The organism is Streptomyces sp. NPDC086023, assembly GCF_044540325.1.
Lineage (GTDB): Bacteria > Actinomycetota > Actinomycetes > Streptomycetales > Streptomycetaceae > Streptomyces.
Map to the genome: position 1 here is coordinate 219,460 of NZ_JBITRX010000001.1, position 26,704 is coordinate 246,163.

The window sequence follows — 26,704 nt, forward strand, 5'->3', positions numbered from 1 at the left end:
GTTTAAGCCGCTGCCACCTGCGCCCGGCTCCGCCCGGGGCGGCACAGGAAGACGAAGCAGGCCACCGCCGCGAGGGCACTGCCCACCTGGACGACGGCCATCGGCACCGCGGTGTGCTCGCCCGCGATGCCCACCAGCGGCGAGGCCACCGCGCCCACCAGGAACGAGCTGCTGCCGAGCAGCGCGGAGGCGGAGCCGGCGGCGTGCGGGGCCCGCAGCAGGGCCTGGCTGTTGGTGTTGGGCAGCACCACGCCCTGGGCCGACATCAGCACGAACAGGCAGCCGGCCACCGGGGCCAGGCCCACCTCGCCGAACACCCCGGTGGTGATCAGCAGCAGCGCCGTCGCGGCGAGAGTGATCACCGCGAGGCCGCCGGCCAGCACCTTGTCGAGGCTGACCCGGCCCGCCAGCAGCTTGCCGTTGACCTGCCCCGCGGTGATCAGGCCGATCGCGTTGAGCCCGAACAGCAGGCTGAAGGTCTGCGCGGAGGCGCCGTAGATCTCCTGCACCACGAAGCTGGAGGCCGAGACGTACGAGAAGAGCACCGCGAACGCGAAGCTGCCCGCCAGCGTATAGCCGGTGAACACCCGGTCGGCCAGCAGCCCCCGGACCGCCCGCAGCGTGGCACCCACCCCGCCGGCCTGCCGCCGCTCCGGCGGCAGGGTCTCGTCGAGGAGCCGCCAGACCAGCACGGTCAGCACCAGGCCGACGGCCGTCAGCACCACGAAGACGCCCCGCCAGTCGGAGAAGCGCAGCACCTGGCCGCCGATCAGCGGCGCGACGATCGGCGCCGCGCCGGAGACCAGCATCAGGGTGGAGAAGAACCGCACCATCGCGACCCCGTCGAACATGTCGCGCACCACGGCCCGTGCGATCACCACGCCCGCGGAGCCGGCCAGGCCCTGGACCAGGCGGAAGCCGATGAGCAGCTCCGCGCTGGGCGCCAGCGCGCAGACCGCGGTGGCCACCACGTACAAGGCCATGCCGGTCAGCAGGGGCCGGCGGCGGCCCCACTTGTCGCTCATCGGGCCGATGACCAGCTGGCCCAGTGCCATGCCGGCCAGGCAGGCCGTGAGGGTGAGCTGGACGGTGGCCGCGGGGGTGCCCAGGGCGCCGGCGATCTCCGGCAGGGCGGGCAGGTACATGTCCATCGACAGGGGCGTCAGGGCGACGAGCCCGCCGAGGATCAGGACCACCAGGAGCGGGGTGCGGCGCGCCACTGGCGGCCCGGCGGCCGGTGCGGGGGCGAAGGCACCGACGGGGCCGGCGGGGGTTTCCGGGGGTGCGGGTTCCCGTGGTGCGGGACCACCGGGTATCTCCTCGGCGGGGACGGTGGGGCGGCCGCTCTCCGTCATGCGAACTCCAAGTCTCGTGTACACGCGTCACCCGGGACGGCACCCATGCTCTCAGCCTGTGGAACGTCCGTGGGTCCGGACTTCAGGTCACGTACATTGCGGCCTCATGAACGCACCTCGGAAGAAAATCGCTGTAGTGACGGGCGCGGGCTCCGGCATCGGCCGGTCCGTGGCGCTCGCGCTTGCGGCGGCCGGCTGGTCGTTGGCGCTCGCCGGCCGCAGGCGCGAGGCGCTGGAGGAGACGGCGCGGGCGGCCGGGGAGACGGCGGACGTGCTGTGCGTACCGGCCGACGTGAGCGACCCGGCGTCCGTGGCCGCCCTCTTCGCGGCGGTGCGCGAGCGGTACGGGCGGCTCGACCTGCTCTTCAACAACGCGGGCACCTTCGGCCCGGGCGGGGTGCCGCTGGACGAGCTGTCGTACGAGGACTGGCGCACGGTGGTGGACGTCAACCTGACCGGGGCGTTCCTGTGCGCCCAGGCGGCGTTCCGCCAGATGAGGGAGCAGGACCCGCAGGGCGGCCGGATCATCAACAACGGGTCTATCTCGGCCCAGGTGCCGCGCCCGCACTCGGTGGCGTACACGGCGACCAAGCACGCGGTGACGGGGCTGACGAAGTCGCTGTCCCTGGACGGGCGCCCGTACCGGATCGCCTGCGGGCAGATCGACATCGGCAACGCGGCCACCGAGATGACCGAGCGGATGCAGACCGGCATCCTTCAGGCCAACGGGCAGCTCGCGGTCGAGCCGGTGATGGACGCCGCGGACGTGGCGCGCACGGTGCTGCACATGGCGGAGCTGCCTCTGGAGGCGAACGTGCAGTTCGCCACGGTGATGGCGACGAACATGCCGTTCATCGGGCGCGGCTGAGACGCCCCCTGCCCGCCGGGCCCGCGACTCCGGCGGTACGGGCGGTGCCGGACGGCGCCGGGGCCCGGCCGGGGAATGCCGCGGCCGGTACCGGAGTTGGCCCGATCATGACGACTTCCGACGCATCCGCCGAGGTGCTGCGCTACACGGCCTTCTCCGCCGACCCCGAGGGCGGCAACCCCGCCGGTGTGGTGCTCGACGCGTCCGGCCTGGACGACGCCGCCATGCTGGAGACCGCCGCCGCGCTGGGCTACAGCGAGACCGCCTTCCTGACGCCCCCGCCGGCGGAGCTGGCCGGTGAGCCGGGCCGCGCCTTCACGATCCGGTACTTCAGCCCGAAGGCGGAGGTGCCGTTCTGCGGGCACGCCACCGTGGCCACCGCCGTCGCGCTGGGCGAGCGGACCGGCCCCGGCGAGCTGCTCTTCGCCACGCGCGCCGGGACGGTGCCGGTGTCCGTGACCGCGGACGGCGCGGACCGCTACCGGGCCACGCTCACCAGCGTCGAGCCCCGGGTGGAGGCTGTCGGTGCCGACGACCTCGCGGAGGCCCTCGCCGCGCTGGACTGGCCGGCGGCCGACCTGGACCCCGCGTTCACCCCGGGCATCGCCTACGCGGGGGCCCGGCACCTGGTGCTCGGCGCCGGCACCCGGGAGCGGCTCGCGGACCTGTCCTACGACTTCGGGCGGCTGGAGGCGCTGATGCTGCGGCTGGACCTGACCACCGTGCAGCTGGTGTACCGCGAGTCGGACCACGTCTTCCACGTACGGGACCCGTTCCCGGTGGGCGGTGTCGTGGAGGACCCGGCCACGGGGGCCGCGGCGGCCGCCTTCGGCGCGTACGCCCGGGAGCACGGCCTGGTCGGCGAGGAGGCGGTGCTCACGCTGCACCAGGGCGCGGACATGGGCCGGCCGGGGGAGCTGACGGTTTCGCTGCTGGCCGGCGACCCGCGCGTACGCGTCTCCGGCACCGGCACCCGCATCCCGGCCGCCTGAGGGAACGGGCCGTCCGTCGGACGGCTCCGCCCGACGGACCGGGGCCTACGAGCCCTTCGCCACCACCAGCCCCTGGGTGCGGCTGAGGAACAGCGCCCGGGGGTTGGTCTCGGTGGCCGGCGGCAGGGAGACGGTCTGGGCCGAGACGAACTCGCGCACCAGCGTGTCGTCCGCCGTGCCGGTCATGATCGCCCTCACGCCGGAGGTCAGCGGCAGCTTCGCGCCCTTGACCGACTTGTCGATCTTCTGCTGCTCGAAGTGGCGGGAGGCGAAGAAGACGAAGGCCCCGCCGTTCTGTGTGCGCAGGCCGAGCGGCGCGTAGGACCCGGTGTCCGCGGCCCGGTCGACCCAGCGCGTGGTCAGGCCCTGCCGCTCCGCGTTGCGGGCCCGGACCGCGCGGCGGCCGGTGGTCTGGCTGCCCGGCGCGAAGCCGTTCGGCCGGCCGTCGGTGAGGTAGGCGGCGTACCGCCTGCTCAGCTCGCCGGGGGGTATCGCCACGTCCTTGGCGGCGGGGTCCACCGGCTCGGCCCAGCCGTCCTTGTCCGTCCTGAAGACCGGCACCTCCTCCGGCATCAGCACGGAGACGTACGCGACCTGCCAGGGCTGCCGGGGGGCGCTCTTGACGAAGGTGAGCACGACCCGGCTGTCGGCCTTGTCGGTGCCCGCGTCCTTGTTGCTGTCGGTGTCCGCGATGAAGAAGCGCGGCCAGCCGGCCTTCTTCGGGATGGTGTAGGCGACGTCGGTCAGCTGGAGCGGCTTGAACTTGGTGTTGCCGCCGGGCTTGAGCGCCTTGTTGGCGCGCAGGTTGGCCTTCTTGGCGTCGCCGTACGGGCCGGTCACCGAGGAGGCGATGAGCGTTTCGTCGTAGACCTTCTCGGCCCGGTTGTAGGCGGCGAGGAAGTCCGTCAGCGCCTGCGCGGCCTCAGCCTTCGTCGCCGACGGAACGACTGCTTCCGCCCCGTGCACCGTCACGCACGCGCTCGCCGTCAGCGCCAGCACCGCCGTCGCGGCCGTCACCGCCCCCGGCCGCCTCAGCCTGCTCAGCCTGCTCATGGCTACTCTTCTGCTCCTTCGCCCCCGCCGACCGTCCGAACCCTACCGGGAGCAGGAACAGAGCGAGCGCCGGGATCAGATAGAGCGCCCACACCGTGACCTGAAGCACCGTCGGGTCGGGCTGGAAATTGAAGGTTCCCTTCAGAAGGGTGCCGTACCAGCTGTCCGGCGGGATGGCCGTGCTGATGTCGAAGGCCTTGTCCTGGAGGCCGCCGACGAACCTGGCCTCCTGGAGGTCGTGGACCCCGTACGCGAGCACGCCCGCGGCCACCACGACCAGCATGCCGCCGGTCCAGGTGAAGAACCTCGCGAGGTTGATCTTCAGTGCGCCGCGGTAGAACAGCCAGCCGAGCACCACCGAGGAGGCGATGCCCAGCAGGGCGCCGACCAGCGGGCTGGTGCCGTCGCCGGCGGCCTTCACGGAGCGCCAGACGAAGAGGGAGGTCTCCAGGCCCTCGCGGCCCACGGCCAGGAAGGCCGTGGTGACGAGCGCGCCGGTGCCCATGGCGAGCGCGGCGTCGAGCTTGCCGTGCAGTTCGGCCTTCAGGTGCCGCGCGGTGCGCTTCATCCAGAAGACCATCCAGGTCACCAGGCCGACCGCGACGATCGACAGGGTGCCGCCGAGGGCCTCCTGCGCCTCGAAGGTCAGCTCCTGGCTGCCGAACTCCAGGCCCGCGCCGAAGGCGAGGCTGATGGCGCAGGCGATGCCGACACCGGTCCAGATGGCGGGCAGTTTGCCCTGGTTGCCGGTCTTGACCAGATAGGCGACCAGGATGCAGACGACCAGGCTGGCTTCCAGGCCCTCGCGCAGGCCGATCAGGTAGTTGCTGAACACGCCGGTTCCCTCCCCGCGCTCGTCAGGAGAACAGCGCCCGGCCCCACCAGTCGTCCTTGTCGCGGACGCCCGGCGGAACGGCGAAGACGGCCGACCCCACGTGCTGGATGTACTCGTTCAGGACGTCGGCCCGCGCGAGGCTGCGCTGGACCGGGATGAAGCCCTTGCGCACGTCCCGCTGGTACGCGAGGAAGAACAGGCCCGCGTCGAGGCGGCCCAGCCCGTCCGTGCCGTCCGTGAAGGAGTAGCCGCGGCGCAGGATGGTCGCGCCGTTGTTGCTGTCGGGGTGCGCGAGGCGGACGTGCGCCTCGGGCTTCATCGCCTTCAGGAACGGTTCGTCACGCTCGTTGGACTTGCCCACGGGGGCGCCCTCGGCCTTGTCCCGGCCGAAGATGTCCTCCTGCTCCTGGAGCGGCGTACGGTCCCAGGTCTCGATGTTCATCCGGATCCGGCGCGCCACCAGGTACGAGCCGCCGGCCAGCCAGGCCGACTCGCCCGGCACGTCCTTCGGGGCGACCCAGACGTGCTTCTCCAGGGCGGCGGTGTCGGTGCCCGATATGTTCCGGGTGCCGTCCTTGAAGCCCATCATGTTGCGCGGGGTCTGCTCCTCGGGGGTGGTCGAGGAGGTCTTGCCGAAGCCGAGCTGCGACCAGCGCACCGCGACCTTGCCGAAGCCGATGCGGGCGAACTGGCGGATGGCGTGGACGGCGACCTGCGGGTCGTCGGCGCAGGCCTGGATGCACAGGTCGCCGTTGGAGCGGGCCGGGTCCAGGTTGTCGCCGGGGAACAGCTCCAGGTCGACCAGGGCCTCGGGGCGCCTGCCCTCCAGGCCGAAGCGGCCCTTGGCGAAGAGCGAGGCGCCGAAGCCGATGGTGACGGTGAGGCGGGACGGCTTCAGGCCGAGGGCCTCGCCGGTGTCGTCCGGCGGGGCCTCCGGGAGACCGCCGACCGCGCCCTCGCCGACCGGGAGGCCGGCGGTCATCCGCTCGGCCGCCCGGGTCCAGTCCTTCAGGAGCTGCACCAGCTCGGCGCGGTCCGTGGTCTTCACGTCGAAGGCGGCGAAGTGCAGGCGGTCCTGGACCGCCGAGGCGATGCCCGCCTGGTGGGCGCCGTGGAAGGGCACCGCGGCGCCCGTCAGGGCGGCCGGCACGGCGTCGCCCGAACCGGCCAGCGCGGCGGCGGTGCCGCCCGCGGCCGCGGCACCGAGCGCGAGGCCCGCGCCGCCCCAGCCCAGGACGGACCGACGGGAGGGGCCGCTGGGCTCGGCCGCGGCCGCGGCGGCGGACTCGGGCTCGGTGGACACCGTGGTGCTCTCTTCGCTCATCTCAGGCTTTCCGGACATCGGGCTGCACCCCCTGGACACTGGACGTGAGGACGCGGGCTCGGGCTACTTCACGACCGCGGCGGCGAGCTTGGACAGCGGCTCGCCGAGGGCGCTGACGCCGTCGGAGAGCTCCTTGCGCTGGTCCTTGCCGACCGTGTCGTACGAGACGAAGACGTAGCTGTTCTTGTCCGCGCGGTACTTGTCGAGCAGCGTGGTCATCGCGGCGAACTGCTTGTCCAGCTCGGCGGCGAGCGCCGGGTCGTTCTTCGCGGCGACGGGCTTGAGCAGCTCGTACGACTTCTGGGCGCCCTCGACGTTGGCCTTGAAGTCGACCAGGTCGGTGTGGCTGTAGCGCTCCTCCTCGCCCGTGACCTTGCCGGAGGCGACCTCGTCGAGGAGCTCCTTGGCGCCGTTGGCCATCGAGGTGGGGGTGATCTCGGCCGTGCCGACGCGCTTCTGCCAGTCGGTCAGGTCCGCGATCAGGGTGTCGGCGTGCTTCTTCTCGGCGTCGCCGATCTTCTTGTCGGCCCACAGGGCCTTCTCCAGCTTGTGCCAGCCGGTCCACTCCTGGCCGGCCTCCAGGCCGTCCTCGCGGACGTCGACCTTGGGGTCGATGTCGCCGAAGGACTCGGCCACGGGCTCGGTGCGCTCCCAGCCGATGCGCGAGTCGGCGTACGCCTTCTTCGCGGCCTCGATGTCACCGGCCTTGACGGCGTCGGTGAAGACCTTGACCTTCGGGAGGGTCTCGTCGGCCTGCTGCTGGACCCACTTGCGGTACTCGGCCACGGCCGCGTCCAGCTCGGGGCTGCGCTTGACGGCGGTGGCGCCCTTGCCGGTGGCCTTCACGGCCTGGCGGATGCCGTCGCCCTTCATGCCGGGCTTGCAGGCGATGGCGTAGTCGCCGGCCTTGATCTCGGCGGTGATGGTGGCCTTGGTGCCGGGGCCGATGTTCTCGCGCTCGGTGACGATCCGGTCGTCCGGGAAGAGCACGTAGACCTCGGTGACCTTGGAGCCCTTGTTCTCGACCTCCAGGACGACCTTGCCCGCGGGGAACTCCTTCTTGGAGACCTCGCACGCGGTGTCGGTCGCGGTCACGCTGATGCCGCCCTCGCCCTTCGCGTCGGTCTTCTCGGCGCAGCCGGTGACGGCGGTCAGGGCGGCCGCGGCGGCGGCAGCGGTGACGACGGAGAAGCGGACGGGTCGCATACGGGCTCCAGACGGGGTCAGGGGACCGCCTCGGGGTGAGGCAGGCCGATGAGGCGGACCTAACTTAACCGAGGCTTACCTCACCCATACCCGCCCGTCCAGTGATTCGTCTAACACCCGCACGGGCCCGGACACGGGGCCGTCACGGCCGCTCCACGAAGGCCCCATTGAGGGGTAAAGGGAGGGTCAAGCGGCGGCGTCGCGGAGGTTACCGTTCGGTACGCCGGAACGCCCCGGCGGATCACGATCCGGCGACCCGTCCCCCTGCCGGAGCCAAAGGTTCCGCGGCGGACCCCCTGGTGGCCGCGCGTCCCCGTGCTTCAATGCCCGCGTGAACGATCTCGACGTGCTCAAGGTGTTCTGCGCGGCCGACGGGCGCCACGGCAACGCGCTCGGTGTGGTCCGCGACGGCCGCCGCCATCCCGACGCCGCCTCCCGGCAGGCCCTGGCCGCCGAGCTCGGCTACAGCGAGACCGTGTTCGTGGACGACCCCGAGCGCGGCGTCGTCGACATCTGGACCCCCGGGGTGCGGATGTCCTTCGCCGGTCACCCGCTGGTCGGGCTCGCGTGGCTGCTCGACATCGAACTGCTGAACCCGCCCGCCGGAGAGGTCTGGGCCCGCGACGACGGCGAGTTCACCTGGATCACCGCCCGCCCCGAGTGGGTCGAGGACAAGCGGACGCAGCAGTACGCCACCGTCGCCGAGGTCGAGGCCCTGCCGAGCCCCCCGCCCGGTGAGGGCTGGCTGTACGCGTGGGCCTGGGAGGACGAGGCGGCCGGCCGCGTACGGGCCCGCGGCTTCCCGCGCCGCCCCGACGGCGTCATCGCGGAGGACGAGGCCACCGGCTCGGCGGCGCTGCTGCTGACCGCCCAGCTCAACCGCGCCCTGAACATCACGCAGGGCAGGGGCTCGCAGATCCTCACCGCCCCCGGCCCGGACGGCACCGTCGAGATCGGCGGCCGGGTCCGCTTCGCCCCGGTGGAGCAGTAGGAGGGCCGGGAGGGGCGCCACCCCCTCCCGGCCGTCTGCCGGCAGGACGCTAGGGCAGCGTGAGGATCTCCGCACCGGTCGCGGTGACCACCAGCGTGTGCTCGAACTGCGCGGTCCGCTTGCGGTCCTTCGTCACCACGGTCCAGCCGTCCGCCCACATGTCGTACTCGTGGGTGCCCAGCGTGAGCATCGGCTCGATCGTGAAGGTCATGCCGGGCTGGATCACGGTGGTGGCGTGGGGGCTGTCGTAGTGCGGGATGATCAGGCCGGAGTGGAACGACGAGTTGATGCCGTGGCCGGTGAAGTCGCGGACCACGCCGTAGCCGAAGCGCTTGGCGTACGACTCGATGACCCGGCCGATGATGTTGATCTGGCGGCCCGGCTTCACGGCCTTGATGGCACGCTCCAGCGACTCGCGGGTGCGCTCGACCAGCAGCCGCGACTCCTCGTCCACCTCGCCGCACAGGTAGGTGGCGTTGTTGTCGCCGTGTACGCCGCCGATGTACGCCGTGACGTCCAGGTTCACGATGTCGCCGTCCTGGAGGACGGTCGAGTCCGGGATGCCGTGGCAGATGACCTCGTTCACCGAGGTGCACAGCGACTTCGGGAAACCCCGGTAGCCCAGCGTCGAGGGGTAGGCGCCGTGGTCGCACATGTACTCGTGCGCCACCCTGTCGAGCTCGTCGGTGGTGACCCCGGGCTTGATCAGCTTCGCGGCCTCGGCCATCGCCTGCGCGGCGATGCGGCCGGCGATGCGCATCAGCTCGATCGTTTCGGCGGTCTGCACCTCCGGTCCCTTGTAGGGCTTCGGCGCGGGCTTGCCCACGTATTCGGGGCGCCGGATGTTGCCGGGGACGGAACGGGTGGGAGAGAGCTCCCCTGGGACGAGCAGCGACTGGCCAGACATGCAAGCGAGTGTATCCAGCGGGGATCGGGCAGCATGGCGGCAGAGAGAGGAGCCGCAGATGGCCCTGTTCAAGAAGCGCCAGGTGGGCAAGCCCGGCGAGTGGTACTACTGCCTCGTCCACAAGAAGGTCGAGGAGGGGCCCGAGTGCCCCGCGAAGGACCGCTTCGGCCCGTACGCCACCCCCGAGGAGGCGTCGCACGCCATGGAGACCGCGCAGGAGCGCAACCTGGAGTGGCAGACCGACCCGAAGTGGAACGACAGGTCGCGGGAAGAGGGAGAGGGCACCGCGACCTGACACAAGGGTCGACGCCTCGGAGCGGGCCCGCGGCACCCCGGCTCCGGCCCGCGGCCCCGCCCGGGCCGGCGGGGCCGCGGGCCGCTACCAGCGGCTCGGCGGCGGCGCGGTCAGCTGGTCGGCCATCCGGGTGAGCCGGTCCCGGAACCGCAGCGGCGTGCGCTGCACCGGCAGGCTGTTCTCCCCGGCCGCCGCGCTCACCAGGTGCTGGACGGTGTCCAGGTCGAGCCCGGCCGCCGGCGGCACGGACAGGGCGTCGTGCGCCAGCGCCCCCAGCTCACGGTCCCCGCCGTCCAGGGACAGTACGGTCGCCCCCGCCCGGCGCGCGTCGTGTACCCGCTCCAGCAGCCCCTCGCCCGGCTCCTCCGGCGCCACCACCAGCAGCGTCTCGCCCCGCCCGGCCGCCTCCAGCCGGCCCAGGCCCACCGACAGGTGCGGCGGCTCGCCCGGCTGCACCCGGTGCCGCACCAGCGTCGGCGCCAGCTCGGGCAGCCCCGACCAGGCCGCCTCGTCCACCAGGTGCGCCGCCAGGTGCCAGGGCTCGTACGCCTCCGTCCCCACCAGCAGCAGCCCGCCGCCGGACGGCACGAGCGCGGTGCGCAGGGCCACGGCGAACCGCCGGGCGGCGCCCGGCCACTCGGTCCCGGCGAGGACCTCGCGCAGCAGCGCGACACGTACGGCATCCATGAACGCGCATCCTGCCGCACCGGACACCCGGACGGGAGCGGTCGTCGCCTCCTCACCCGTTCGCAGCACCAGTAAGGTCGGCCCATGACTTCCACTGAGAGTGCTCAGGCCGGTGCGGGACAGGCTCCCGCGAAGGCCCCCGCCAAGGACCCCTGGGACCTCCCCGACGTCTCCGGCCTGGTCGTCGGCGTCCTCGGCGGCACCGGCGACCAGGGCCGCGGCCTCGCCTACCGGTTCGCCCGGGCCGGCCAGAAGGTGATCATCGGCTCCCGCGCCGCCGAGCGCGCCGAGGCCGCGGCCGCGGAGCTCGGCCTCGGCATCGAGGGCGCCGACAACGCCGAGTGCGCCCGCCGCAGCGACGTCGTGATCATCGCCGTGCCGTGGGAGGGCCACGCCAAGACCCTGGAGGCGCTGCGCGAGGACCTCGCGGGCAAGCTCGTGGTCGACTGCGTGAACCCGCTCGGCTTCGACAAGAAGGGCGCGTACGCCCTCAAGCCCGAGGAGGGCAGCGCTGCCGAGCAGGCCGCGGCGCTGCTGCCGGAGTCGCGCGTCACCGCCGCCTTCCACCACCTCTCCGCCGTGCTCCTCCAGGACGAGTCCGTCGAGGAGATCGACACCGACGTGATGGTCCTCGGCGAGTCCCGCGCCGACACCGACCTCGTCCAGGCCCTGGCCGCCCGCATCCCCGGCATGCGCGGTGTCTTCTCCGGCCGGCTGCGCAACGCCCACCAGGTCGAGGCGCTGGTCGCCAACCTGATCTCGGTGAACCGCCGCTACAAGGCCCACGCCGGGCTGCGCGTCACGGACGTCTGAGCCGGCCCCGGTCCCGCGGCTTCTTTACGGGACCACTGCGGGGCATGGGGGACACTGGTCGGGCACGACCCGACCCCGGACCGCCCGCTAGGAGCCACACCCCATGCCCCGCCTCGCCCTGTTCGCCCTCGTCGTCTGCGTCCTCGCCACCGCCGCTGCCGTGGTCGCCTTCGTCAACGGCGACTACCTCGGGATCATCTGGGTGCTGCTCGCGGGCGTCTCCTCCAACATCGCCTGGTTCCACCTCCGCAAGGCGAAGGCCGCCAAGCAGCAGTAGGGCGCGGCGTCCCGGGCCCGGCGCCGCGGCCGGGCAGGGCGGGCCGGACCGCAGGGCCGGGCCGGGTACGGCGAGGAGCCGGGCCGCGTACGGCGGGGGTCAGGGCCCCAGGCGTACGGCTCCCGGCTCGCACAGCGGGTTGGTGTCCTGCCAGAAGCGGTAGAGGTCCTGGCCGCAGGCCGTCTCGAAGCCCGACACGCCCAGCCCCCGCAGCACCGCGTCGATCGCGTCGAAGAACAGCGCGTTCACCTCCGGCACGAACAGCAGCACGAACACCGCCAGCAGCCCGAAGGGCGCGAACGGCTCGACCTGCCGGCGGACCTTGTACGACAGCCAGGGCTCCACCACCCCGTACCCGTCGAGACCCGGGACCGGCAGCGCGTTCAGGATCGCGGCGGTCACCTGGAGCAGCGCCAGGAAGCCCAGCGCGTACCGGAAGCCGGACGGCACCCCGTCCAGCGCGTTCAGCCAGAACGGAGCCGTGCACACCACGGCGAACAGGGCGTTCGTCAGCGGCCCCGCGGCCGAGATCAGGCTGTGCTTCCAGCGGCCCCGGATCCGGCCCCGCTCGATGAAGACCGCGCCGCCGGGCAGGCCGATGCCGCCCATGATCACGAACACCACGGGCAGCACGATGCTGAGCAGCGCGTGCGTGTACTTCAGCGGATTCAGCGTCAGATAGCCCTTGGCGCCCACGGAGATGTCGCCGCCGTGCAGGGCGGTGCGCGCGTGCGCGTACTCGTGCAGGCAGAGCGAGACCACCCAGGCCGAGGTGACGAAGAGGAAGACGGCGAAGCCGGTGCTCGCCGCGAACTCCGTCCACACCGCCCACCCGGTGACCGCCATGACGGCAACGATCCCGAGGAAGACGGGGCTCACCCGTCGGTCGCTCCGGCTGCTGCGGCGGATCGGCGTGGCCATGCGGCTCCTCGTTCGGCGGGACGGGCGGGTCCGACCGTACCGGGTTCCCGCGCCGGCCGGGACGGCAGGGAGAATGGGCGGGTGCGCTACGGGATTCTCGGCACCACACAGGTGGTCAAAGACGACGGAACGGCCGTCGCGGTCGGCGGCGCGCGGTTGCGGGCGCTGCTCACGGCGCTGGCACTGCGACCCGGGCGCACCGTCGCCGCGGCCACGCTGGTGGCCGAGGTGTGGGACGGCGATCCGCCGGCCGACGCCCTCGGCGCCCTCCAGGCCCTCGTGGGCAGACTGCGGCGGACCCTCGGGCACACGGCCGTCGGATCGGCGGCCGGCGGCTACCGCCTCGACGCCGCCCGCGAGGACGTCGACCTCTACCGCTTCGAGCAGTTGGTGACCGCGGCCGGCACCGCTCCGGGCCCCGCCGAGGCCGCCGCCCTCTACGACCGGGCGCTCGCCCTGTGGCGCGGGCCCGCCCTGGCCGACCTGCCGGACCGCTCCGCCGAGGCCGCCCGCTGGGACGCCGTACGCCTCGACGCGCGCCGGGGCGCCTTCGAGGCGGCCCTCGCCCTCGGCCGGGCCGAGCGGTCGCTGCCGGACCTCACCGCCCTCTGCGCCGACCACCCGCTGGACGAGCCGCTCCAGGCCCTGCGCATCCGGGCCCTGCGCGACGCGGGCCGCCCCGCCGAGGCACTGGCCGCCTACGAGTCCGTACGCGAGGACCTCTCCGAACGCCTCGGCACCGACCCGGGCCCGGCCCTGCGCGCGCTCCACGCCGAACTCCTGAACCCCGGCCCGGCGGAGTCCCCGGCCGGGGGCGGCCGGCCCACGGGGGCGGCCACGGCGGGGCGGTACGGCCACCCCGCCCCGGCGGCCCCGGGTGCGGCCCCGGCCTGGTCGCGCGGCGGGGCCGGGTATGAAGACGGCGGGTCGGGGCCGCACGCACCGGGGACGTCCGGCACGGGCGGCACGGCCGGTCCGGACGCGCGGGACTCGGCCGACGGCCCGTACGTCCGGGACTCGGGCGACGGCCCGTATGGCCGGAACGCCGCGGACGGCCCGTACGCCCCGAGCTCCGCGGACGGCGCGCGCCGCCCCGAGGGCCCCGCCGGGGGCCGGCGCATCCGCGTGCCCGGAAACCTGCGGGCCCGGCTGACCACCTTCGTCGGGCGCGACGAGGACATCCGGGTCATCGGCCAGGACCTGACGAGGGCCCGGCTGGTGACGCTGCTCGGCCCCGGCGGCGCCGGCAAGACCCGGCTCTCCCAGGAGGCCGCCGAGACCGCCGGCATCGGCGACCGCTGGCCCGACGGCGTCTGGCTGGCCGAACTCGCCCCGGTCGACGACCCCGAGGACGTGCCCGAGGCCGTGCTCTCCGCCCTCGGCGCCCGGGAGACCAAGCTGCGCGGCGCCGCGGCCGAGGAACTGCGCGCCATGACCGACCGGCTGGGCGACGATCCCCTGGCCCGGCTCGTCGAGCACTGCGGCCGCCGCCGGCTGCTGCTCCTCCTCGACAACTGCGAGCACGTGGTCGACGCCGCCGCGCGCCTCGCCGAGCACCTGCTGGCCCACTGCCCGGGCGTACAGGTCCTCGCCACCAGCCGGGAGCCCCTCGGCGTGCCCGGCGAGAGCCTGCGCCCCGTCGAACCGCTGCCCGACCCCATGGCCCTGCGGCTGCTCGCCGACCGCGGCGCCGCCGCCCGCCCCGGGTTCACCCCGGACGAGGACCCCGAGGCCGCAGCGGAGATCTGCCGCCGGCTCGACGGCCTGCCGCTCGCCATCGAGCTGGCCGCCGCCCGGCTGCGTCTCCTGACCCCCCGTCAGATCGCCGACCGGCTCGACGACCGTTTCCGCCTGCTCACCAGCGGGGCCCGCACCGTGCTGCCCCGCCAGCAGACCCTGCGGGCCGTGGTCGACTGGTCCTGGGACCTGCTCGACGCTCCCGAACGCGCCGTCCTGCGCCGTATGTCCGTCTTCGCCGGCGGCTGCGACCTGGCCGCTGCGGAGGCGGTCTGCGCCGACGCCGGGTCCGGCACCGGGTCCGACGCCGCGGCCGGCACCGGCGGCCCGGGAGCGTCCGGCGGCCTGGACCCCCTCGACGTGCCCGACCTCGTCGGCTCCCTCGTCGACAAGTCCCTGGTCGTCGCCGCCGGCACCGGCACCGGCGAGATGCGCTACCGGCTCCTGGAGACCGTCGCCGAGTACGCCGCCGAACGCCTCGCCGAGGCCGACGGCGACCGCGCCGCCACCGAGCGCCGCCACCTCGTCCACTACCGCGAACTCGCCCGCGGCGCCGACGTCCGCCTTCGCGGCCCCGGCCAGCGCGCGGCCCTGGCGCTGCTCTCCGCCGAGTACGAGAACCTCCGCACCGCCCTGCGCCGCGCCGTCGCCGGCCGGGACGAGCACGAGTGCCTCAGCCTGCTGCACTCCCTCGCCTGGTACTGGCAGATGCGGGACCTGCGGGCCGAGACCCGGCACTGGACCGAGGCCACGATCGCCCTGGGCCCCGAGGCGTTCGGCACGCCCGTCGTCCCCGCGCAGCCCGTCCACCAGAGGGTCGTGGAGGTGGCGCCGCCGTTCACCGGCGAGCTGCTGGCCGAGGCGCGCCGCGGGGTGCGGCTGATGCAGCTGGCCTCCCGCGACCAGAACTACGAGTCCTGGCACGCGCCCGCCGCCCGGGCGCTGGTCGAGGCGGTGGTCGCCACCTACCGGCCCGGACTGCCGCAGACCTGCTGGACCCCGGGCTCCCTCTGGGTGTACGCGGTGATGCTGGCCGGAGACCCCGAGCGGCTGCGCGGCGTGATCGACGAGACGGTGGACACCTGCCGCCGGCACGGCTACCGCTGGGAGCTGGCCAACATCCTCCAGCTGCGGGCCAACATCCGCGCGAACCGGGCCGACTGGGCCGGGGAGGCCTCCGTCGACGCCGAGGAGAGCCTGCGGATCTACACCGAGCTGGGGGACGACTGGGGTGCCGCCGAGGCGCTGTCCGCCCGCGGCGAGGCGCACGAGCGGCGCGGCGCGTTCGCCGAGGCCGCCCGGGACTTCCGGGCCGCCGTGGAGTACGCGCACCGGCTCGGCGCCGAGGCCCAGGTGGCGCTGCTGAGGGTACGGCTGGCCGGCGTGCTGGCCGAGGAGCCGGACGGCCCGGACGCCCCGGAGGCCGAGAAGATCCTCACCGAGATCGCGGCCCGGGGGCAGTGCACCGGCAACGAGGCGATCCCCGCCGCCCGGATCTTCCTGGCCATGCTCCTGGGGCGCACCGGCCGGCACGCCGAAGCCCGGGCACAGCTGGAGCAGTTGCGCGAGGAGTTCGCGTACGGCGCCTACGCGGTTTTCGACGGGATCGTGCTCGGCGTACTGGCCTGGCTCGACAACGTCGAGGGCGAGTACGACGCCGCACTGGCCCGGATCCGGGATTCCCTGGAGAAGGCCGCGGACCCCCTGACGCGGATGGTGGCCCCGCAGATGGGGGCCGTGTACCTGATGACGGCCGCGGGCGCGCTGGCCGGCAAGGGCGGCGGGGCGAACGCCCACCGGGCCGCCCGGCTGCTGGGCGCCTACCAGGGGCTGCTGCCGCCCGGGCACTTCGCGCCCCTCATGGAGCGGGAGGGCAGGGACTGGGCGGCCGCCAACGCGCGGGCAGCGCTGGGTGACGCCGCCTACGAGGCGGCGTACGCCGAAGGCGGCGGCCTCACCCTGGAGGAGGCCGCCGCCCTCGTCTGATCCGGCCTTCGGGACGCGATCCGGATGCCGGACCAGGTCCTTCCCCCGGGACCGGGTGCCGGTCCGGATCAGGTCTTCCTGCGGAACTTCGCGACCGCCAGCGGCGCCGTGACCGCGGTGATCACCACGGCCCAGCCCAGCGTCATCCACACCGAGTGGGCGACCGGGCCGCCGTTGATGAGGTTGCGGGCCGCGTCGGCCAGGTTGGACAGCGGGTTGTAGTCGGTGAAGGACTGCAGCCAGCCGGGCATCGACGACGGCGGGCTGAAGATCGAGCTGCCGAACTGCAGCGGCATCAGGACGAGCATCGCGACCCCCTGGACGGCCTGCGCCGTCTTCATGGTCAGACCGAGCAGGATGAAGATCCACATCAGTGAGGCGCCGAAGACCATCGACAGGCCGACGGCGGCGAACAGGTCCAGCACCGAGGTCTTGATGTCCAGACCCAGCAGGAAGCCCATGCCGAGCAGGATCGCGGTGGCCGCCAGCATCCGGCCGATCTCGACCACGATCTTGGCGATGAGGACCGAGGAGCGGGCGATCGGCATGGACCGGAACCGGTCCATCACGCCCTTCTGGAAGTCCTCGTTGACGCCCGTGCCGACGGCCATGGCGATGTTGAGGCCCATCATCGCCATCATGCCCGGGACCAGGTAGTTGACGTAGGCGTCCTGGTTGCCCTTGCCCGCGATCGCGCCGCCGAAGACGTACACGAACAGCAGGATGAAGACGATCGGCATCAGGACGACCTCGAAGATCGACTCCGGGTTCGCCTTGATCTGGAGGGCGTTGCGGCGCGCCAGGGCGCCGATGTGCCGCAGGTTCCCGCGCAGCCCGATCCGGCTGTCGGCGGCCGTGGACGCGGCGGGGGAGGGGGCGCCGGGGGCCGCGTCGCGGGCCGGGGCGGTAGTCGTCGTGCTCATGCCGCGACCTCCTCGGTCGTGCCGGTGGGGACGGAGTCCGCGGAGTCGTCCGCGGACAGGGGCTTGTGGCCGGTGATGGAGAGGAACACCTCGTCCAGGCTGGGCAGGTACGTGCCCAGGTCGGCGATCCCGTAGCCGCGGGCCGCCAGCAGCCCGACCACGGCGGTCAGCTGCTCGTCGCTCAGGATCGGGACCAGCAGCACGCCCTCGTCCGGCACCGCCTGCGAGCCCGCGATGCCGTCGAGGCCCGCCTCGGCCAGCGACCGGGCCATGCCGGGCAGGTCCGCCGGGTCCGCCGGGCGGACCCGCAGGGTGCGGCCGCCGACGCGGGCCTTCAGCTCGTCGACCTTGCCGTTGGCGATGACCTTGCCGCGGTCGATGACCGTCAGCTCGCTCGCCAGCTGCTCGGCCTCCTCCATGTACTGGGTGGTGAGCAGGACGGTCGCGCCTTCGGCCACCAGCCGCTGCACCTCGTCCCACACCTCGTTGCGGGTGCGCGGGTCCAGGCCGGTGGTGGGCTCGTCCAGGTAGATCACGGACGGGTTCCCGATGAGGGAGGCCGCGAGGTCCAGGCGGCGGCGCATGCCGCCGGAGTACAGCCCGGCGACCTTCCTGGCCGCGTCCGCCAGCGAGAACCGCTCCAGCATCTCGTCCGCCCGGCGGCGGGCGTCCTTGCGGGACAGGTCGAGCAGGCGCCCGATCATGTAGAGGTTCTCCCAGCCGGACAGCCTCTCGTCGACCGAGGCGTACTGGCCGGTCAGGCCGATGGTGCGGCGCAGCTGGCGGGGCTGGCGGACCACGTCGAAGCCGGCCACGGTGGCCGTGCCGGCGTCCGGGACGATCAGGGTGGACAGGCAGCGCACCAGGGTGGTCTTGCCGGCGCCGTTGGGGCCGAGCACGCCGAGGACGGTGCCCTCGCGCACGTCCAGGTCGACTCCGTCGAGCGCCTTCGTCTCGCCGTAGTGCTTGACCAGCCCCCGCACCTCGACGGCGTTGGGGCCGCTTCCGGGGTTCTTGTCGATTCGCGTCATGCGGACCATGGGACCAGCTGCCACCGACAACGCGCCGACAGGGCGCCGACAGGAGGCGGGACCCGGGGCGGGGAGGGGCCGGACGCCGACATTCCGCCGACATGCCGCCGATGTTCCCCGACGGTTCCGCCGAGGTCTCCGACGGCGTCCGGGCCCGGGAACACCGAAGCCCGCCGGCACGGGTTGTCCGTGCCGGCGGGCCTCCGGTCACGCGGTCACTCGTTCACGCGGCCCGGCGGCTCAGTGGAAGGAGTGCTCCTCCTGCGGGAACGCCCCGCCCACCACGTCCTCGGCGAAGGCCCTGGCGGCGTCCCCCATGGTCTGCCGCAGGTTCGCGTACTGCTTGACGAACTTCGGCATCTTTCCGCCGGTCAGGCCCATCATGTCGGTCCAGACCAGCACCTGCGCGTCGCAGTCGGAGCCCGCGCCGATGCCGACGGTCGGGATGTGCAGCGAGCGCGTCACCTCGGCGGCCAGCTCGGCCGGGACCAGCTCCAGGACCACCGCGAAGGCGCCGGCGTCCTGCGCGGCCTTCGCGTCGCGCAGCAGCTGGTGCGCGGCCTCGCCCGTACGGCCCTGCACGCGGTATCCCATGGCGTTCACCGACTGCGGGGTCAGGCCCAGGTGGGACATGACCGGGATGCCGGACTGCACGATCAGCTCGGTCTGGCGCAGCGAGCGCTCGCCGCCCTCCAGCTTCACCGCGTGCACGCCCGCCTCCTTCACCAGGCGGGTGGCGCTGCGCAGGGCCTGGACCGCACCTTCCTGGTACGAGCCGAAGGGCAGGTCGCCGACGATCAGGGCGCGCTTGGTGCCGCGCACGACGGCCGCGGAGAGCAGCGTCATCTCGTCCATGGTGACCGGCACGGTCGTGTCGTAACCGAGGTGACAGTTGCCCATGGAGTCACCCACGAGCATCACGGGGATCCCGGCCTCGTCGAACACCGAGGCGGTCATCGCGTCGTAGGCCGTGAGCATGGGCCACTTCTCGCCCCGCTCCTTGGCGGCGGTCAGATCACGGACGGTGATGCGGCGGTTGCCCTTGCCTCCGTACAGGGAGGTCTCACGGGCAGGCGAAACGGCGTGCGTCATCGCAACGGCTCCTTGTGTCATCTCGTGGCGCCCTCACGGCGTCCCCGGACTCACCCCCCATGGTGGCATCACGCCGGGCCGGACCGGAAGTGCAGCGCACGGCGCCCGGCTGTCTGCCTGATCACGTTTGACACGGCCCACCCGGACGGGTGACCGGACACCGCGAATGTGAGCGTTTCGCTACAAGTGCAACGCTCGTCCCTCCGATCGTCGTCCTCGTGCCCGTACGGCCGTCCCAGGACGGCACGGAAGCAGCCGATCATCGCCTAGGGTCAAGGGGCGGGGACGGTGCGCGAGCAAGGCAGTGAGGGCAGTGGCATGGCACAGGCGTACATGGCGGAGACGGGGAACGGCGGCGCGGAGGACGAGCGCACCGGGTCCCGGTTCCGGCGCCGCTGGGCCGGACTGCGCAGGGACCCCGGGATCTGGCGGCGCGGCATCGTCACCGCGGCCTGCGCCGCCCTGCTGTCCCTGGTGATGATCTTCCACGCGGAGCTCCCGAACAGCGTCGGCAACACCGGCAGCCTCATCGAGACCTTCCTGCCCTGGCTCGGCCTGTTCGTGCCGGTGCTGCTGGTCATCGCCGTGTGGCGGGTCTCGGCGACCGCGCTGATCGCCATAACGCTGACGGCCGCGGTCTGGATCAACCTCTTCGGCGGACTGATCACCGACAAGTCCGGCGCCGGCGGCAACCTGACCGTGGCCACCCACAATGTCGACGCCGACAACCCCGACCAGCACGGCACCGCCACCAGGATCGCCGCCTCCGGCGCCGACATCCTGGCCCTCACCGAGCTCAAGGCCAGCGCCGTGCCCGTCTACTCGCGCGAGCTGGCGAAGACGTACAAGTACCACGCGGTCGAGGGCACGGTCGGGGTCTGGAGCAAGTACCCGCTCGGCAACACCGCGCCGGTGGACATAAAGATGGGCTGGACGCGGGCCATGCGCACCACCGTGGAGACCTCCCACGGCCCGGTCGGCGTGTACGTCGCCCACCTGCCGTCCGTACGGGTCAAGCTGCGGGCCGGCTTCACCGCCAACCAGCGCGACAACAGCGCCGACGCCCTGGGCCATGCCCTGGCCGCGGAGCCCCTGGGCAAGGTGGTCCTGCTCGGCGACCTCAACGGCACCATGAACGACCGGGCACTGTCCCCGATCACCTCGCAGATGCGCTCGACCCAGGGCGCGGCGGGCGACGGCTTCGGCTTCAGCTGGCCGGCGGACTTCCCGATGGCGCGCATCGACCAGATCATGGTCCGCGGCATCACGCCGGAAGCCTCCTGGACCCTCCCGGCCACGGGCAGCGACCACCTCCCGGTGGCGGCCCGCCTGACGGTCTAGGCCCGGCGAGGGTCCGGGACCGCGGACGCTCGGGGGCCGACCGGCGGTCCGGGGCACGACCGGCGGTCCGGGGCACGACCGGAGGGGGCCCGGCCCCCTCCGGTCGTGCCCCGGCATCAGGCGCGTTCGCGCCAGCCGTTCGTGATCGGCAGGCGGCGGTCCTTGCCGAAGCCCTTCGCCGAGATCTTCGTGCCCGGCGGGTACTGGCGGCGCTTGTACTCCGCCGTGTCCACCATCCGCAGCGTCCGGGCGACCAGCTCCGGGTCGTAGCCGGCGGCCACGATCTGCTCCAGGCCCTGGTCCCGGTCCACGTACAGCGCGAGGACCGCGTCGAGCACCTCGTAGTCCGGCAGCGAGTCCGTGTCGACCTGCCCCGGTCGCAGTTCGGCGCTCGGCGGCTTCACGATGGAGTTCTCGGGGATGGGCGGCACCTGCCCCCGCTCCTCCGCGGCCCTGTTGCGCCAGCGCGCGAGGCGGAAGACGTCCGACTTGTAGACGTCCTTGATGGGCCCGTACGCGCCGACCGAGTCGCCGTACAGCGTCGAATATCCCACCGCCAGCTCCGACTTGTTGCCCGGCGCGAGGACGAGGTGGCCCTCCTGGTTCGAGACGGCCATCAGCATCGTGCCGCGCAGCCGGGACTGGAGGTTCTCCTCGGCCAGGCCGGTGAGCCCGAGCGAGCCCATGTACGCGTCGAACATCGGCTCGATCGGCACGGTGCGGAAGTTGAGGCCGGTGCGGCGCGCCAGGTCCGCCGCGTCGCCCTTGGAGTGGTCCGAGCTGTACTTGGACGGCATGGAGATGCCGTACACGTTCGCCGCGCCCACCGCGTCACAGGCGACGGCGGCGACCAGGGCGGAGTCGATGCCGCCGGACAGGCCGATCAGGACCGAGCGGAAACCGTTCTTCGCGACGTACGCGCGCAGGCCCACGACCAGCGCCGAGTAGACCTCCTCGTCGTCCTCCAGGCGGTCCGCGTAACCGCCCGTCACCTCGGGCGCGTAGGGCGGCACCGGCTCCTCGGAGAGGACCACGCGGTCGATCCGCAGGCCGTCGTCCACCGTGCCCTCGACGGGCTCCGCGGCGGCCGCGGGGAGTTCGAGGTCCACCAGGACGCAGCCCTCGGTGAACTGCGGGGCGCGGGCGACGACCTCGCCGTTGCTGTCCACGACGATCGAGTCGCCGTCGAAGACCAGCTCGTCCTGGCCGCCGGTCATCGCCAGGTAGGCGAGGGTGCAGCCGGCCTCCTGGGCGCGCTTGCGGACCAGTTCGAGGCGGACGTCGTCCTTGTTGCGCTCGTACGGGGAGGCGTTGACGGAGATCAGCAGCCCCGCCCCGGCGGACCGGGCCGCCGGCACCCGGCCGCCCTCCTGCCAGAGGTCCTCGCAGATCGCGAGCGCCACGTCGACGCCGTGCACCCGGACCACGGGCAGGGTGTCGCCCGGCACGAAGTAGCGGAACTCGTCGAAGACGCCGTAGTTGGGGAGGTGGTGCTTGGCGAAGCGCAGGGCGACCCCGCCGCGGTGGAGCACGGCGGCCGCGTTCTGCGGGGAGCCGGCGGGCTGGCCGTAGCGGGCCACCTGCTCGGAGCGGTCCAGGTAGCCGACCACCACGGGCAGTTCCCCGAAGCCCTCGGCCGCCAGGCGGGCGGCCAGGCCGCGCAGGGCCTCGCGGGAGGCGTCCACGAAGGACTCGCGCAGTGCGAGGTCCTCGACGGGATAGCCGGTCAACACCATCTCGGGGAACGCCACCAGGTGGGCTCCCTGCTCGGCGGAGTGCCGGGTCCAGTGCACGACCGCCTCGGCGTTGGCGGCGATGTCGCCGACGTGCGAGTCGATCTGATTCAGAGCGAGGCGAAGTTGAGGCACGCCGCCAGTGTAATCGTCTTTCTGACGCGATGTCCTGGGGTGGGGGTGGCGGAGTCCTCGACCGGGGTCCGGCCGGGGGCGTGCGAGACCCGCGTCGGGGCCCGGCGGGGGGCCTGCGAGACCCGCGTCGGGGCCCGGCTGGGGGCGATCCGGGGCCCCGGCCGGACCCCGCCGGTCTCGGTGCGTGCTTCCCGGCCGGGCGTCCCGTCACGTCAGCGGCGGTAACCCAGGACCGTCATCATCCCCGCCTCCGCGTGGTAGACGTTGTGGCAGTGGATCATCCACAGGCCGGGGTTGTCCGCGTCGAAGTCCGCGACCAGCGTGCCGTTCGGCAGGATCAGGGCCGTGTCCTTGCGCGCCCCGCCCCGGACGCCGCCGAGCGCGAAGGTGTGCCCGTGCAGGTGCAGCGGGTGCCACATGGACGTGGAGTTCGCGAAGACCAGCCGCACGCGCTCGCCGGCCTCGACCGGGTGCCGCTGGTCCGGGGTGTACGGCTTGCCGTCGAAGGCCCAGTCGTACTTCGCCATGCCGCCGGTCAGCCGGATCTTGACGGTACGGTCCGGGGCGCGCTCGGGGAGGGCCGCGGAGGGGGCCGCCCGGAGGTCCTTGCCGGTCACGAGGCGCCGGGTCAGCCCGGCCGGGCGGGTGCCCGGGGCGGGGGTGGCGCCGCTGCCGGTGCGCAGGACCGCCAGGGCCGCGCCGCCCTTGCCCTCCGCCACCGCCGTCAGCGGGAACACCCCGTCCCCGGCGGTCACGAGTACGTCGTACCGCTCGCCCATCCCGATGAGCAGGGCGTCCGCCGGGGCGTGGGTGACGGGGAAGCCGTCGGTGTGCGTGACGGTCAGCTCGTGGCCCCCCAGCGCCACCCGGAAGGCGGTGTCGCCGCCCGCGTTGACGATGCGGAGGCGGATGCGGTCGCCGGGGCGGGCGCGGAAGGTCTCCGGGTCCTCCGGGACACGGCCGTTGACCAGGTAGTGGGGGTACGCGACGTCGCCCGCGTCGCCCATCAGGGCGTCGCTGCGGGCGCCCATCAGGACGCGGGAGGGGCCGCTGGGGGCGGGGGCGGGGGTGGCGGCGGGGGAGGTGCTCGTGCCGGCCGGGCCGTGGCCGGCGTGGCCGCCCGTGCCTGCTGCGCCGGCCGAGCCGTGGCCCGTCATGCCCCTGGACAGTTCGGCGAGGACCGCGTCCGGGGTCGAGCCGCCGACCCCGTCCAGCCAGTCGTCGAGCACGACGACCCATTCCCTGTCGTACCGCAGCGGCTCCTTCGGGTCCTCGACAACCAGCGGCGCGTACAGGCCCCGGTCCTGCTGGACGCCGGAGTGCGGGTGGAACCAGTAGGTGCCCGGGTGGGCGAGCTTGAAGCGGTACGCGAAGGACCCGCCGGGCTTGACGTCCCGCTGGGTCAGGCCGGGCACGCCGTCCATGTCGTTGCGCAGGGCGAGCCCGTGCCAGTGGAGGGAGGTGGCCTCGGGGAGGTGGTTGGCGAGGGTGAGCGCCAGGGTGTCGCCGGCGGTGGCCCGTACCTCCTGGCCGGGCAGCCGGTCGCCGTACGCCCAGGAGGACACGGTGCGGCCGCCGCCGAGGTCGAGGGTGCCGGGGGTGGCCGTGAGCCGCACCTCGCGGACCCGGCCGCCGTCGGGGCGGGCCGCCTCGGCCGCCTTGACCTCGGGGCCGTCCGGGGTGACGTAACCGGCGGGGGTGGCGCCGGTGCCGGGGGTCGAGCCCGGCATGGCGTGGCCGCCGTGACCGCTCCCGCCGGAGTTGCCGGAGCAGGCGGACAGGACGGTGCCGGCGGCGAGGGCCATGCCGGCGCCGATCAGGGCGCGTCGGGTGAGGGGAGTGGGCGTGCGCATGGGTGTGCACCTCGTGAAGGGTGGCGGGTGTGGGGTGGACGCGTCTTGGGCCGGTCCGTCCTATACCCGCAGGACCACCGTCCGGGAGGGCGGCGCCCTGCCCGCCGCCCACCGGCGCCGGGTCCGCCCCGGGTACGGTGCCGGCCGGCCGCGCCGGGCGAGCGGATGCCCGCCGGCCAGCGCCACCAGCACCAGCGCCCCGAGTACGGCCAGACACACGGCCATCGGGTCGAGCCCGCCCGTGGCCCCACCGGCCTGGGCCCCACCGGCCTGGGCGGTGCCGGCCTGGGCGTTCGCCGCTTCGCCGGTGTGCGCCGCGGGGACCCCGTGCCGGTCGTGGGCGGGTTCCGTACCCCCGGCATCCTCGGTGGAGGGCCGGCCGTGGTGCTCGGGCTGCGCGTGGTGCCCGTACTGCCCGTACTGCCCGTGCTGCCCGAGCCCCGCGTGTCCCGCCGCCGCGGCGGCGGGGGCCGGGTGGCCGAGCGTGTGCATGGTGACCAGCCCCAGCAGCAGCCCCGCGAGCAGCAGCGCGCGGGTGAGGGCGAGGCGGGCGGTCATGCGGCGCAGCTTACCCCCGGAGGGTATGCATGGCGTAAGGGGTGCGGCGCGGACTCCTAGGATTGCTCCCACTATGTCCACAATCGGTACGCGGCCCGTCGCCGCCCTCCTCGGTCTCGGCGCCACGGCCTACACCGCCTGGGTCCTCGAAGTCGTGCTCTCCACCGGCCTCGACCCCGTCCAGACCTACGTCAGCGAACTCGCCGCCGAGGACCAGCCCATGGGCGGCCTCTTCCGCGCCACCGACTTCACCGCCGGCCTGCTCGTCCTGGCCGGGGCGCTCCTCGCCCTGCTGCGTACCGTCCGCCGTCCGGAGTCCCGCCGCCCCTGGGCCCTGGCCGGGTGGGCCGGCCTCGCCCTGTTCGGCGCCGCCACGGCCGCCGACGCCTGGCTCCCCCTCAGCTGCGCGCCCACCGTCGACCCCGAGTGCGCGGCCCGCGAGACCGCCGGCCTGGTGCCGGCCACCCACCAGGCCCACGCGGTCAGCAGCAGCCTCGCCATGACCGGTGCCCTGGCCGGGATCATCTGCCTGACCGTCGCCGCCCGCCGCTACGGGTGGTGGGCGCCGGTGGCCCGTACCGGCCCCGTCCTCGTCCTGCTCGAACTCCTCGCCACCGTCTGGACCCTGGGCGCCGTCACCGCCTTCACCGCGGGGCGAGGGACCTGGTCCCTCGGTGCCGGACAGCGGCTCCAGGTGCTGCTCGTGGCCGTCTGGCTCGCCACCCTGGCCTGGGCGGTCGCCAAGGAGCGCCGGACGTGACCGGCGCCGGGGGAGACGGCTTCGTGGCCGGTGCCGGGTGGGACGGCTTCGTGCGGGTGGACGGGGTGCCCGTGCACGTCCGGGTCGAGGGCTCTGGGCCGGTGGCGGTGCTCAGCGCCGGGCTGGGCCTCGGCTGGTACGACTGGGACCCCGTCGTGCCCTTCCTGGCCCCGCACCGCACGGTGGTCCGCTTCGACCGTCCCGGGCACGGACTGAGCGGCCCGGCGGCGGTGCCGCCCACGGCCGCGGGGGAGGCCCGCCGGATCGCCGTGCTCCTGGATGCCCTGGGTCTTTCCGGGGGCGGCCCGGTCACGGTGGCCGGCCACTCCGCCGCCGGGTTCCACGCCGAGGCCTTCGCCCGCCTGCACCCCGGCCGCGCCGCCGCCCTGCTGCTGGTCGACGGCAGTGTGGCCGAGGCGCCCGCCGCACCGCTGCCGGCCCTGCGCACCGCCGCCGCCCGGGCCCTGGGCACCCTCGCCACCGCAGCGGGCCTGCCGGCGGCCCTGGGTCCGGCGGCCCGGCGGGCGATGCTGCGACTGGGCACGGTGGGCCCGTACGACGGGGCGGCGGAGCGGGTCGGGGGCGCGGCGGGTCCGTACGGCGGCACGCCCGCCCCGTACGGCGCGGGTGCCCCGGACGCGTGGGACGCGGGATCGCCCGCCCCGTACGACGCGGGCGGGGCCCCCGCCCCGTACCGCGGCGCCGCCGACCCCGGCCTCGTACGGCGCTGCCACCGCACGAGCCGGGTGTGGCGCGGGATGCTGCTGGAGAACGCCCGGTACCCCGCCATGGCGGCCGAGGTCCTCGCGCTCCGGGCCACCCGCCCGCTCCCCGCGGGCCTCCCGGTCACCGTCCTCGCCGGTTACGACGGCTCCGCCCGCCGGACCGCGCTGCGCTGGCTGGCCGCGCAGGCCGCCCTGGCCGACGCCCTCGGCGCCCGCTTCGAGGTCGCCGAGCCCGCGGGACACCTGGTCATGCGCGACCGCCCGCGCCAGGTGGCGCGGGCGGTCGTGGCGGCCGTTCAGGCCTGA

Annotated in this window: 24 protein-coding genes; 10 read left to right on the plus strand and 14 right to left on the minus strand. The window is 73.9% G+C overall.

Going from position 1 to position 26,704, the window contains the following annotated elements; genetic code table 11:
* Window positions 1-2: 2 nt before the first annotated feature.
* Window positions 3-1,355, minus strand: a complete 1,353-nt coding sequence (locus ACIF6F_RS01030) for a multidrug effflux MFS transporter (protein WP_399939378.1) — start codon at window positions 1,353-1,355, stop codon at window positions 3-5.
* Between the two features lie 106 nt (window positions 1,356-1,461).
* Here ACIF6F_RS01030 and ACIF6F_RS01035 point away from each other — a divergent pair, with 106 nt between their 5' ends.
* Together ACIF6F_RS01035 and ACIF6F_RS01040 are read left to right on the plus strand one after the other, a co-directional pair.
* Window positions 1,462-2,223, plus strand: a complete 762-nt coding sequence (locus tag ACIF6F_RS01035) for an SDR family oxidoreductase (RefSeq protein WP_399939381.1) — start codon at window positions 1,462-1,464, stop codon at window positions 2,221-2,223.
* 107 nt (window positions 2,224-2,330) lie between these two features.
* Window positions 2,331-3,215, plus strand: a complete 885-nt coding sequence (locus ACIF6F_RS01040) for a PhzF family phenazine biosynthesis protein (protein WP_399939384.1) — start codon at window positions 2,331-2,333, stop codon at window positions 3,213-3,215.
* Between the two features lie 45 nt (window positions 3,216-3,260).
* Here ACIF6F_RS01040 and ACIF6F_RS01045 read toward each other — a convergent pair whose 3' ends face one another.
* The 4 genes from ACIF6F_RS01045 to efeO all read right to left on the minus strand — a co-directional run bounded on the left by ACIF6F_RS01045 (window position 3,261) and on the right by efeO (window position 7,633).
* The gene (locus ACIF6F_RS01045; protein WP_399940500.1) at window positions 3,261-4,232 is read right to left on the minus strand and encodes a hypothetical protein; all 972 of its coding nucleotides are present in this window, start codon (window positions 4,230-4,232) and stop codon (window positions 3,261-3,263) included.
* A complete protein-coding gene (efeU, locus tag ACIF6F_RS01050) occupies window positions 4,138-5,103 on the minus strand; it encodes an iron uptake transporter permease EfeU (protein ID WP_399939387.1) in 966 nt (321 codons plus the stop codon). The genes ACIF6F_RS01045 and efeU overlap by 95 nt, the downstream gene beginning before the upstream one ends.
* A gap of 22 nt (window positions 5,104-5,125) precedes the next feature.
* Window positions 5,126-6,427 carry an iron uptake transporter deferrochelatase/peroxidase subunit gene (gene efeB / locus ACIF6F_RS01055; RefSeq protein WP_399939389.1) on the minus strand — a complete coding sequence of 434 codons (1,302 nt, stop codon included), beginning with the start codon at window positions 6,425-6,427 and terminating at the stop codon, window positions 5,126-5,128.
* Window positions 6,428-6,490: 63 nt separating this feature from the next.
* Entirely contained in the window at window positions 6,491-7,633 is a 1,143-nt protein-coding gene (gene efeO, locus ACIF6F_RS01060; protein ID WP_399939392.1) for an iron uptake system protein EfeO, read from the minus strand.
* A 331-nt stretch (window positions 7,634-7,964) separates the two neighbouring features.
* Here efeO and ACIF6F_RS01065 point away from each other — a divergent pair, with 331 nt between their 5' ends.
* Window positions 7,965-8,624 (plus strand): PhzF family phenazine biosynthesis protein, encoded by a 660-nt coding sequence (locus tag ACIF6F_RS01065; protein WP_399939393.1) that lies wholly within the window; start codon window positions 7,965-7,967, stop codon window positions 8,622-8,624.
* A 49-nt stretch (window positions 8,625-8,673) separates the two neighbouring features.
* Here the strand turns inward: ACIF6F_RS01065 and map are convergent, their stop codons facing one another.
* Window positions 8,674-9,531 carry a type I methionyl aminopeptidase gene (gene map, locus ACIF6F_RS01070; protein WP_399939396.1) on the minus strand — a complete coding sequence of 286 codons (858 nt, stop codon included), beginning with the start codon at window positions 9,529-9,531 and terminating at the stop codon, window positions 8,674-8,676.
* Between the two features lie 58 nt (window positions 9,532-9,589).
* Here map and ACIF6F_RS01075 point away from each other — a divergent pair, with 58 nt between their 5' ends.
* Entirely contained in the window at window positions 9,590-9,826 is a 237-nt protein-coding gene (locus ACIF6F_RS01075) for a hypothetical protein (protein WP_399939399.1), read from the plus strand.
* Between the two features lie 84 nt (window positions 9,827-9,910).
* Here ACIF6F_RS01075 and ACIF6F_RS01080 read toward each other — a convergent pair whose 3' ends face one another.
* Entirely contained in the window at window positions 9,911-10,513 is a 603-nt protein-coding gene (locus tag ACIF6F_RS01080; RefSeq protein WP_399939401.1) for a hypothetical protein, read from the minus strand.
* 84 nt (window positions 10,514-10,597) lie between these two features.
* Between ACIF6F_RS01080 and npdG the strand changes: the two genes are divergently transcribed.
* Together npdG and ACIF6F_RS01090 are read left to right on the plus strand one after the other, a co-directional pair.
* Window positions 10,598-11,326: an NADPH-dependent F420 reductase gene (npdG, locus tag ACIF6F_RS01085; protein ID WP_399939404.1), complete on the plus strand. Its 729-nt coding sequence runs from the start codon at window positions 10,598-10,600 to the stop codon at window positions 11,324-11,326.
* A 103-nt stretch (window positions 11,327-11,429) separates the two neighbouring features.
* Complete coding sequence (locus ACIF6F_RS01090; RefSeq protein WP_399939406.1) at window positions 11,430-11,603, plus strand: hypothetical protein; 174 nt, start codon at window positions 11,430-11,432, stop codon at window positions 11,601-11,603.
* Between the two features lie 99 nt (window positions 11,604-11,702).
* On the opposite strand, the gene ACIF6F_RS01095 is transcribed toward ACIF6F_RS01090, so the two are convergent.
* Window positions 11,703-12,524 (minus strand): site-2 protease family protein, encoded by an 822-nt coding sequence (locus tag ACIF6F_RS01095; protein ID WP_399939409.1) that lies wholly within the window; start codon window positions 12,522-12,524, stop codon window positions 11,703-11,705.
* 81 nt (window positions 12,525-12,605) lie between these two features.
* Between ACIF6F_RS01095 and ACIF6F_RS01100 the strand changes: the two genes are divergently transcribed.
* A complete protein-coding gene (locus ACIF6F_RS01100; RefSeq protein WP_399939412.1) occupies window positions 12,606-16,247 on the plus strand; it encodes an AfsR/SARP family transcriptional regulator in 3,642 nt (1,213 codons plus the stop codon).
* Between the two features lie 68 nt (window positions 16,248-16,315).
* Here the strand turns inward: ACIF6F_RS01100 and ACIF6F_RS01105 are convergent, their stop codons facing one another.
* The 3 genes from ACIF6F_RS01105 to panB all read right to left on the minus strand — a co-directional run bounded on the left by ACIF6F_RS01105 (window position 16,316) and on the right by panB (window position 19,293).
* Complete coding sequence (locus ACIF6F_RS01105; RefSeq protein WP_399939413.1) at window positions 16,316-17,170, minus strand: ABC transporter permease; 855 nt, start codon at window positions 17,168-17,170, stop codon at window positions 16,316-16,318.
* Window positions 17,167-18,210 (minus strand): ATP-binding cassette domain-containing protein, encoded by a 1,044-nt coding sequence (locus tag ACIF6F_RS01110; RefSeq protein ID WP_399939416.1) that lies wholly within the window; start codon window positions 18,208-18,210, stop codon window positions 17,167-17,169. Before ACIF6F_RS01110 ends, ACIF6F_RS01105 begins: the two co-directional genes overlap by 4 nt.
* Before the next feature lie 231 nt (window positions 18,211-18,441).
* Window positions 18,442-19,293 (minus strand): 3-methyl-2-oxobutanoate hydroxymethyltransferase, encoded by an 852-nt coding sequence (gene panB, locus ACIF6F_RS01115; protein ID WP_399939418.1) that lies wholly within the window; start codon window positions 19,291-19,293, stop codon window positions 18,442-18,444.
* 318 nt (window positions 19,294-19,611) lie between these two features.
* Between panB and ACIF6F_RS01120 the strand changes: the two genes are divergently transcribed.
* Window positions 19,612-20,634: an endonuclease/exonuclease/phosphatase family protein gene (locus ACIF6F_RS01120; RefSeq protein WP_399939421.1), complete on the plus strand. Its 1,023-nt coding sequence runs from the start codon at window positions 19,612-19,614 to the stop codon at window positions 20,632-20,634.
* A gap of 116 nt (window positions 20,635-20,750) precedes the next feature.
* Here ACIF6F_RS01120 and ACIF6F_RS01125 read toward each other — a convergent pair whose 3' ends face one another.
* The 3 genes from ACIF6F_RS01125 to ACIF6F_RS01135 form a co-directional block, all read right to left on the minus strand.
* Complete coding sequence (locus tag ACIF6F_RS01125; protein WP_399939423.1) at window positions 20,751-22,502, minus strand: NAD+ synthase; 1,752 nt, start codon at window positions 22,500-22,502, stop codon at window positions 20,751-20,753.
* Between the two features lie 212 nt (window positions 22,503-22,714).
* On the minus strand, window positions 22,715-24,355 hold the full coding sequence (locus tag ACIF6F_RS01130; RefSeq protein ID WP_399939425.1) for a multicopper oxidase family protein: 1,641 nt from the start codon (window positions 24,353-24,355) through the stop codon (window positions 22,715-22,717).
* Between the two features lie 60 nt (window positions 24,356-24,415).
* Window positions 24,416-24,913 (minus strand): hypothetical protein, encoded by a 498-nt coding sequence (locus ACIF6F_RS01135; protein ID WP_399939427.1) that lies wholly within the window; start codon window positions 24,911-24,913, stop codon window positions 24,416-24,418.
* 73 nt (window positions 24,914-24,986) lie between these two features.
* On the opposite strand from ACIF6F_RS01135, the gene ACIF6F_RS01140 reads away from it, so the two are divergent.
* Both ACIF6F_RS01140 and ACIF6F_RS01145 read left to right on the plus strand, forming a co-directional pair.
* Window positions 24,987-25,673 carry a DUF998 domain-containing protein gene (locus ACIF6F_RS01140; RefSeq protein ID WP_399939430.1) on the plus strand — a complete coding sequence of 229 codons (687 nt, stop codon included), beginning with the start codon at window positions 24,987-24,989 and terminating at the stop codon, window positions 25,671-25,673.
* Window positions 25,670-26,704 (plus strand): alpha/beta fold hydrolase, encoded by a 1,035-nt coding sequence (locus ACIF6F_RS01145; RefSeq protein ID WP_399939433.1) that lies wholly within the window; start codon window positions 25,670-25,672, stop codon window positions 26,702-26,704. The genes ACIF6F_RS01140 and ACIF6F_RS01145 overlap by 4 nt, the downstream gene beginning before the upstream one ends.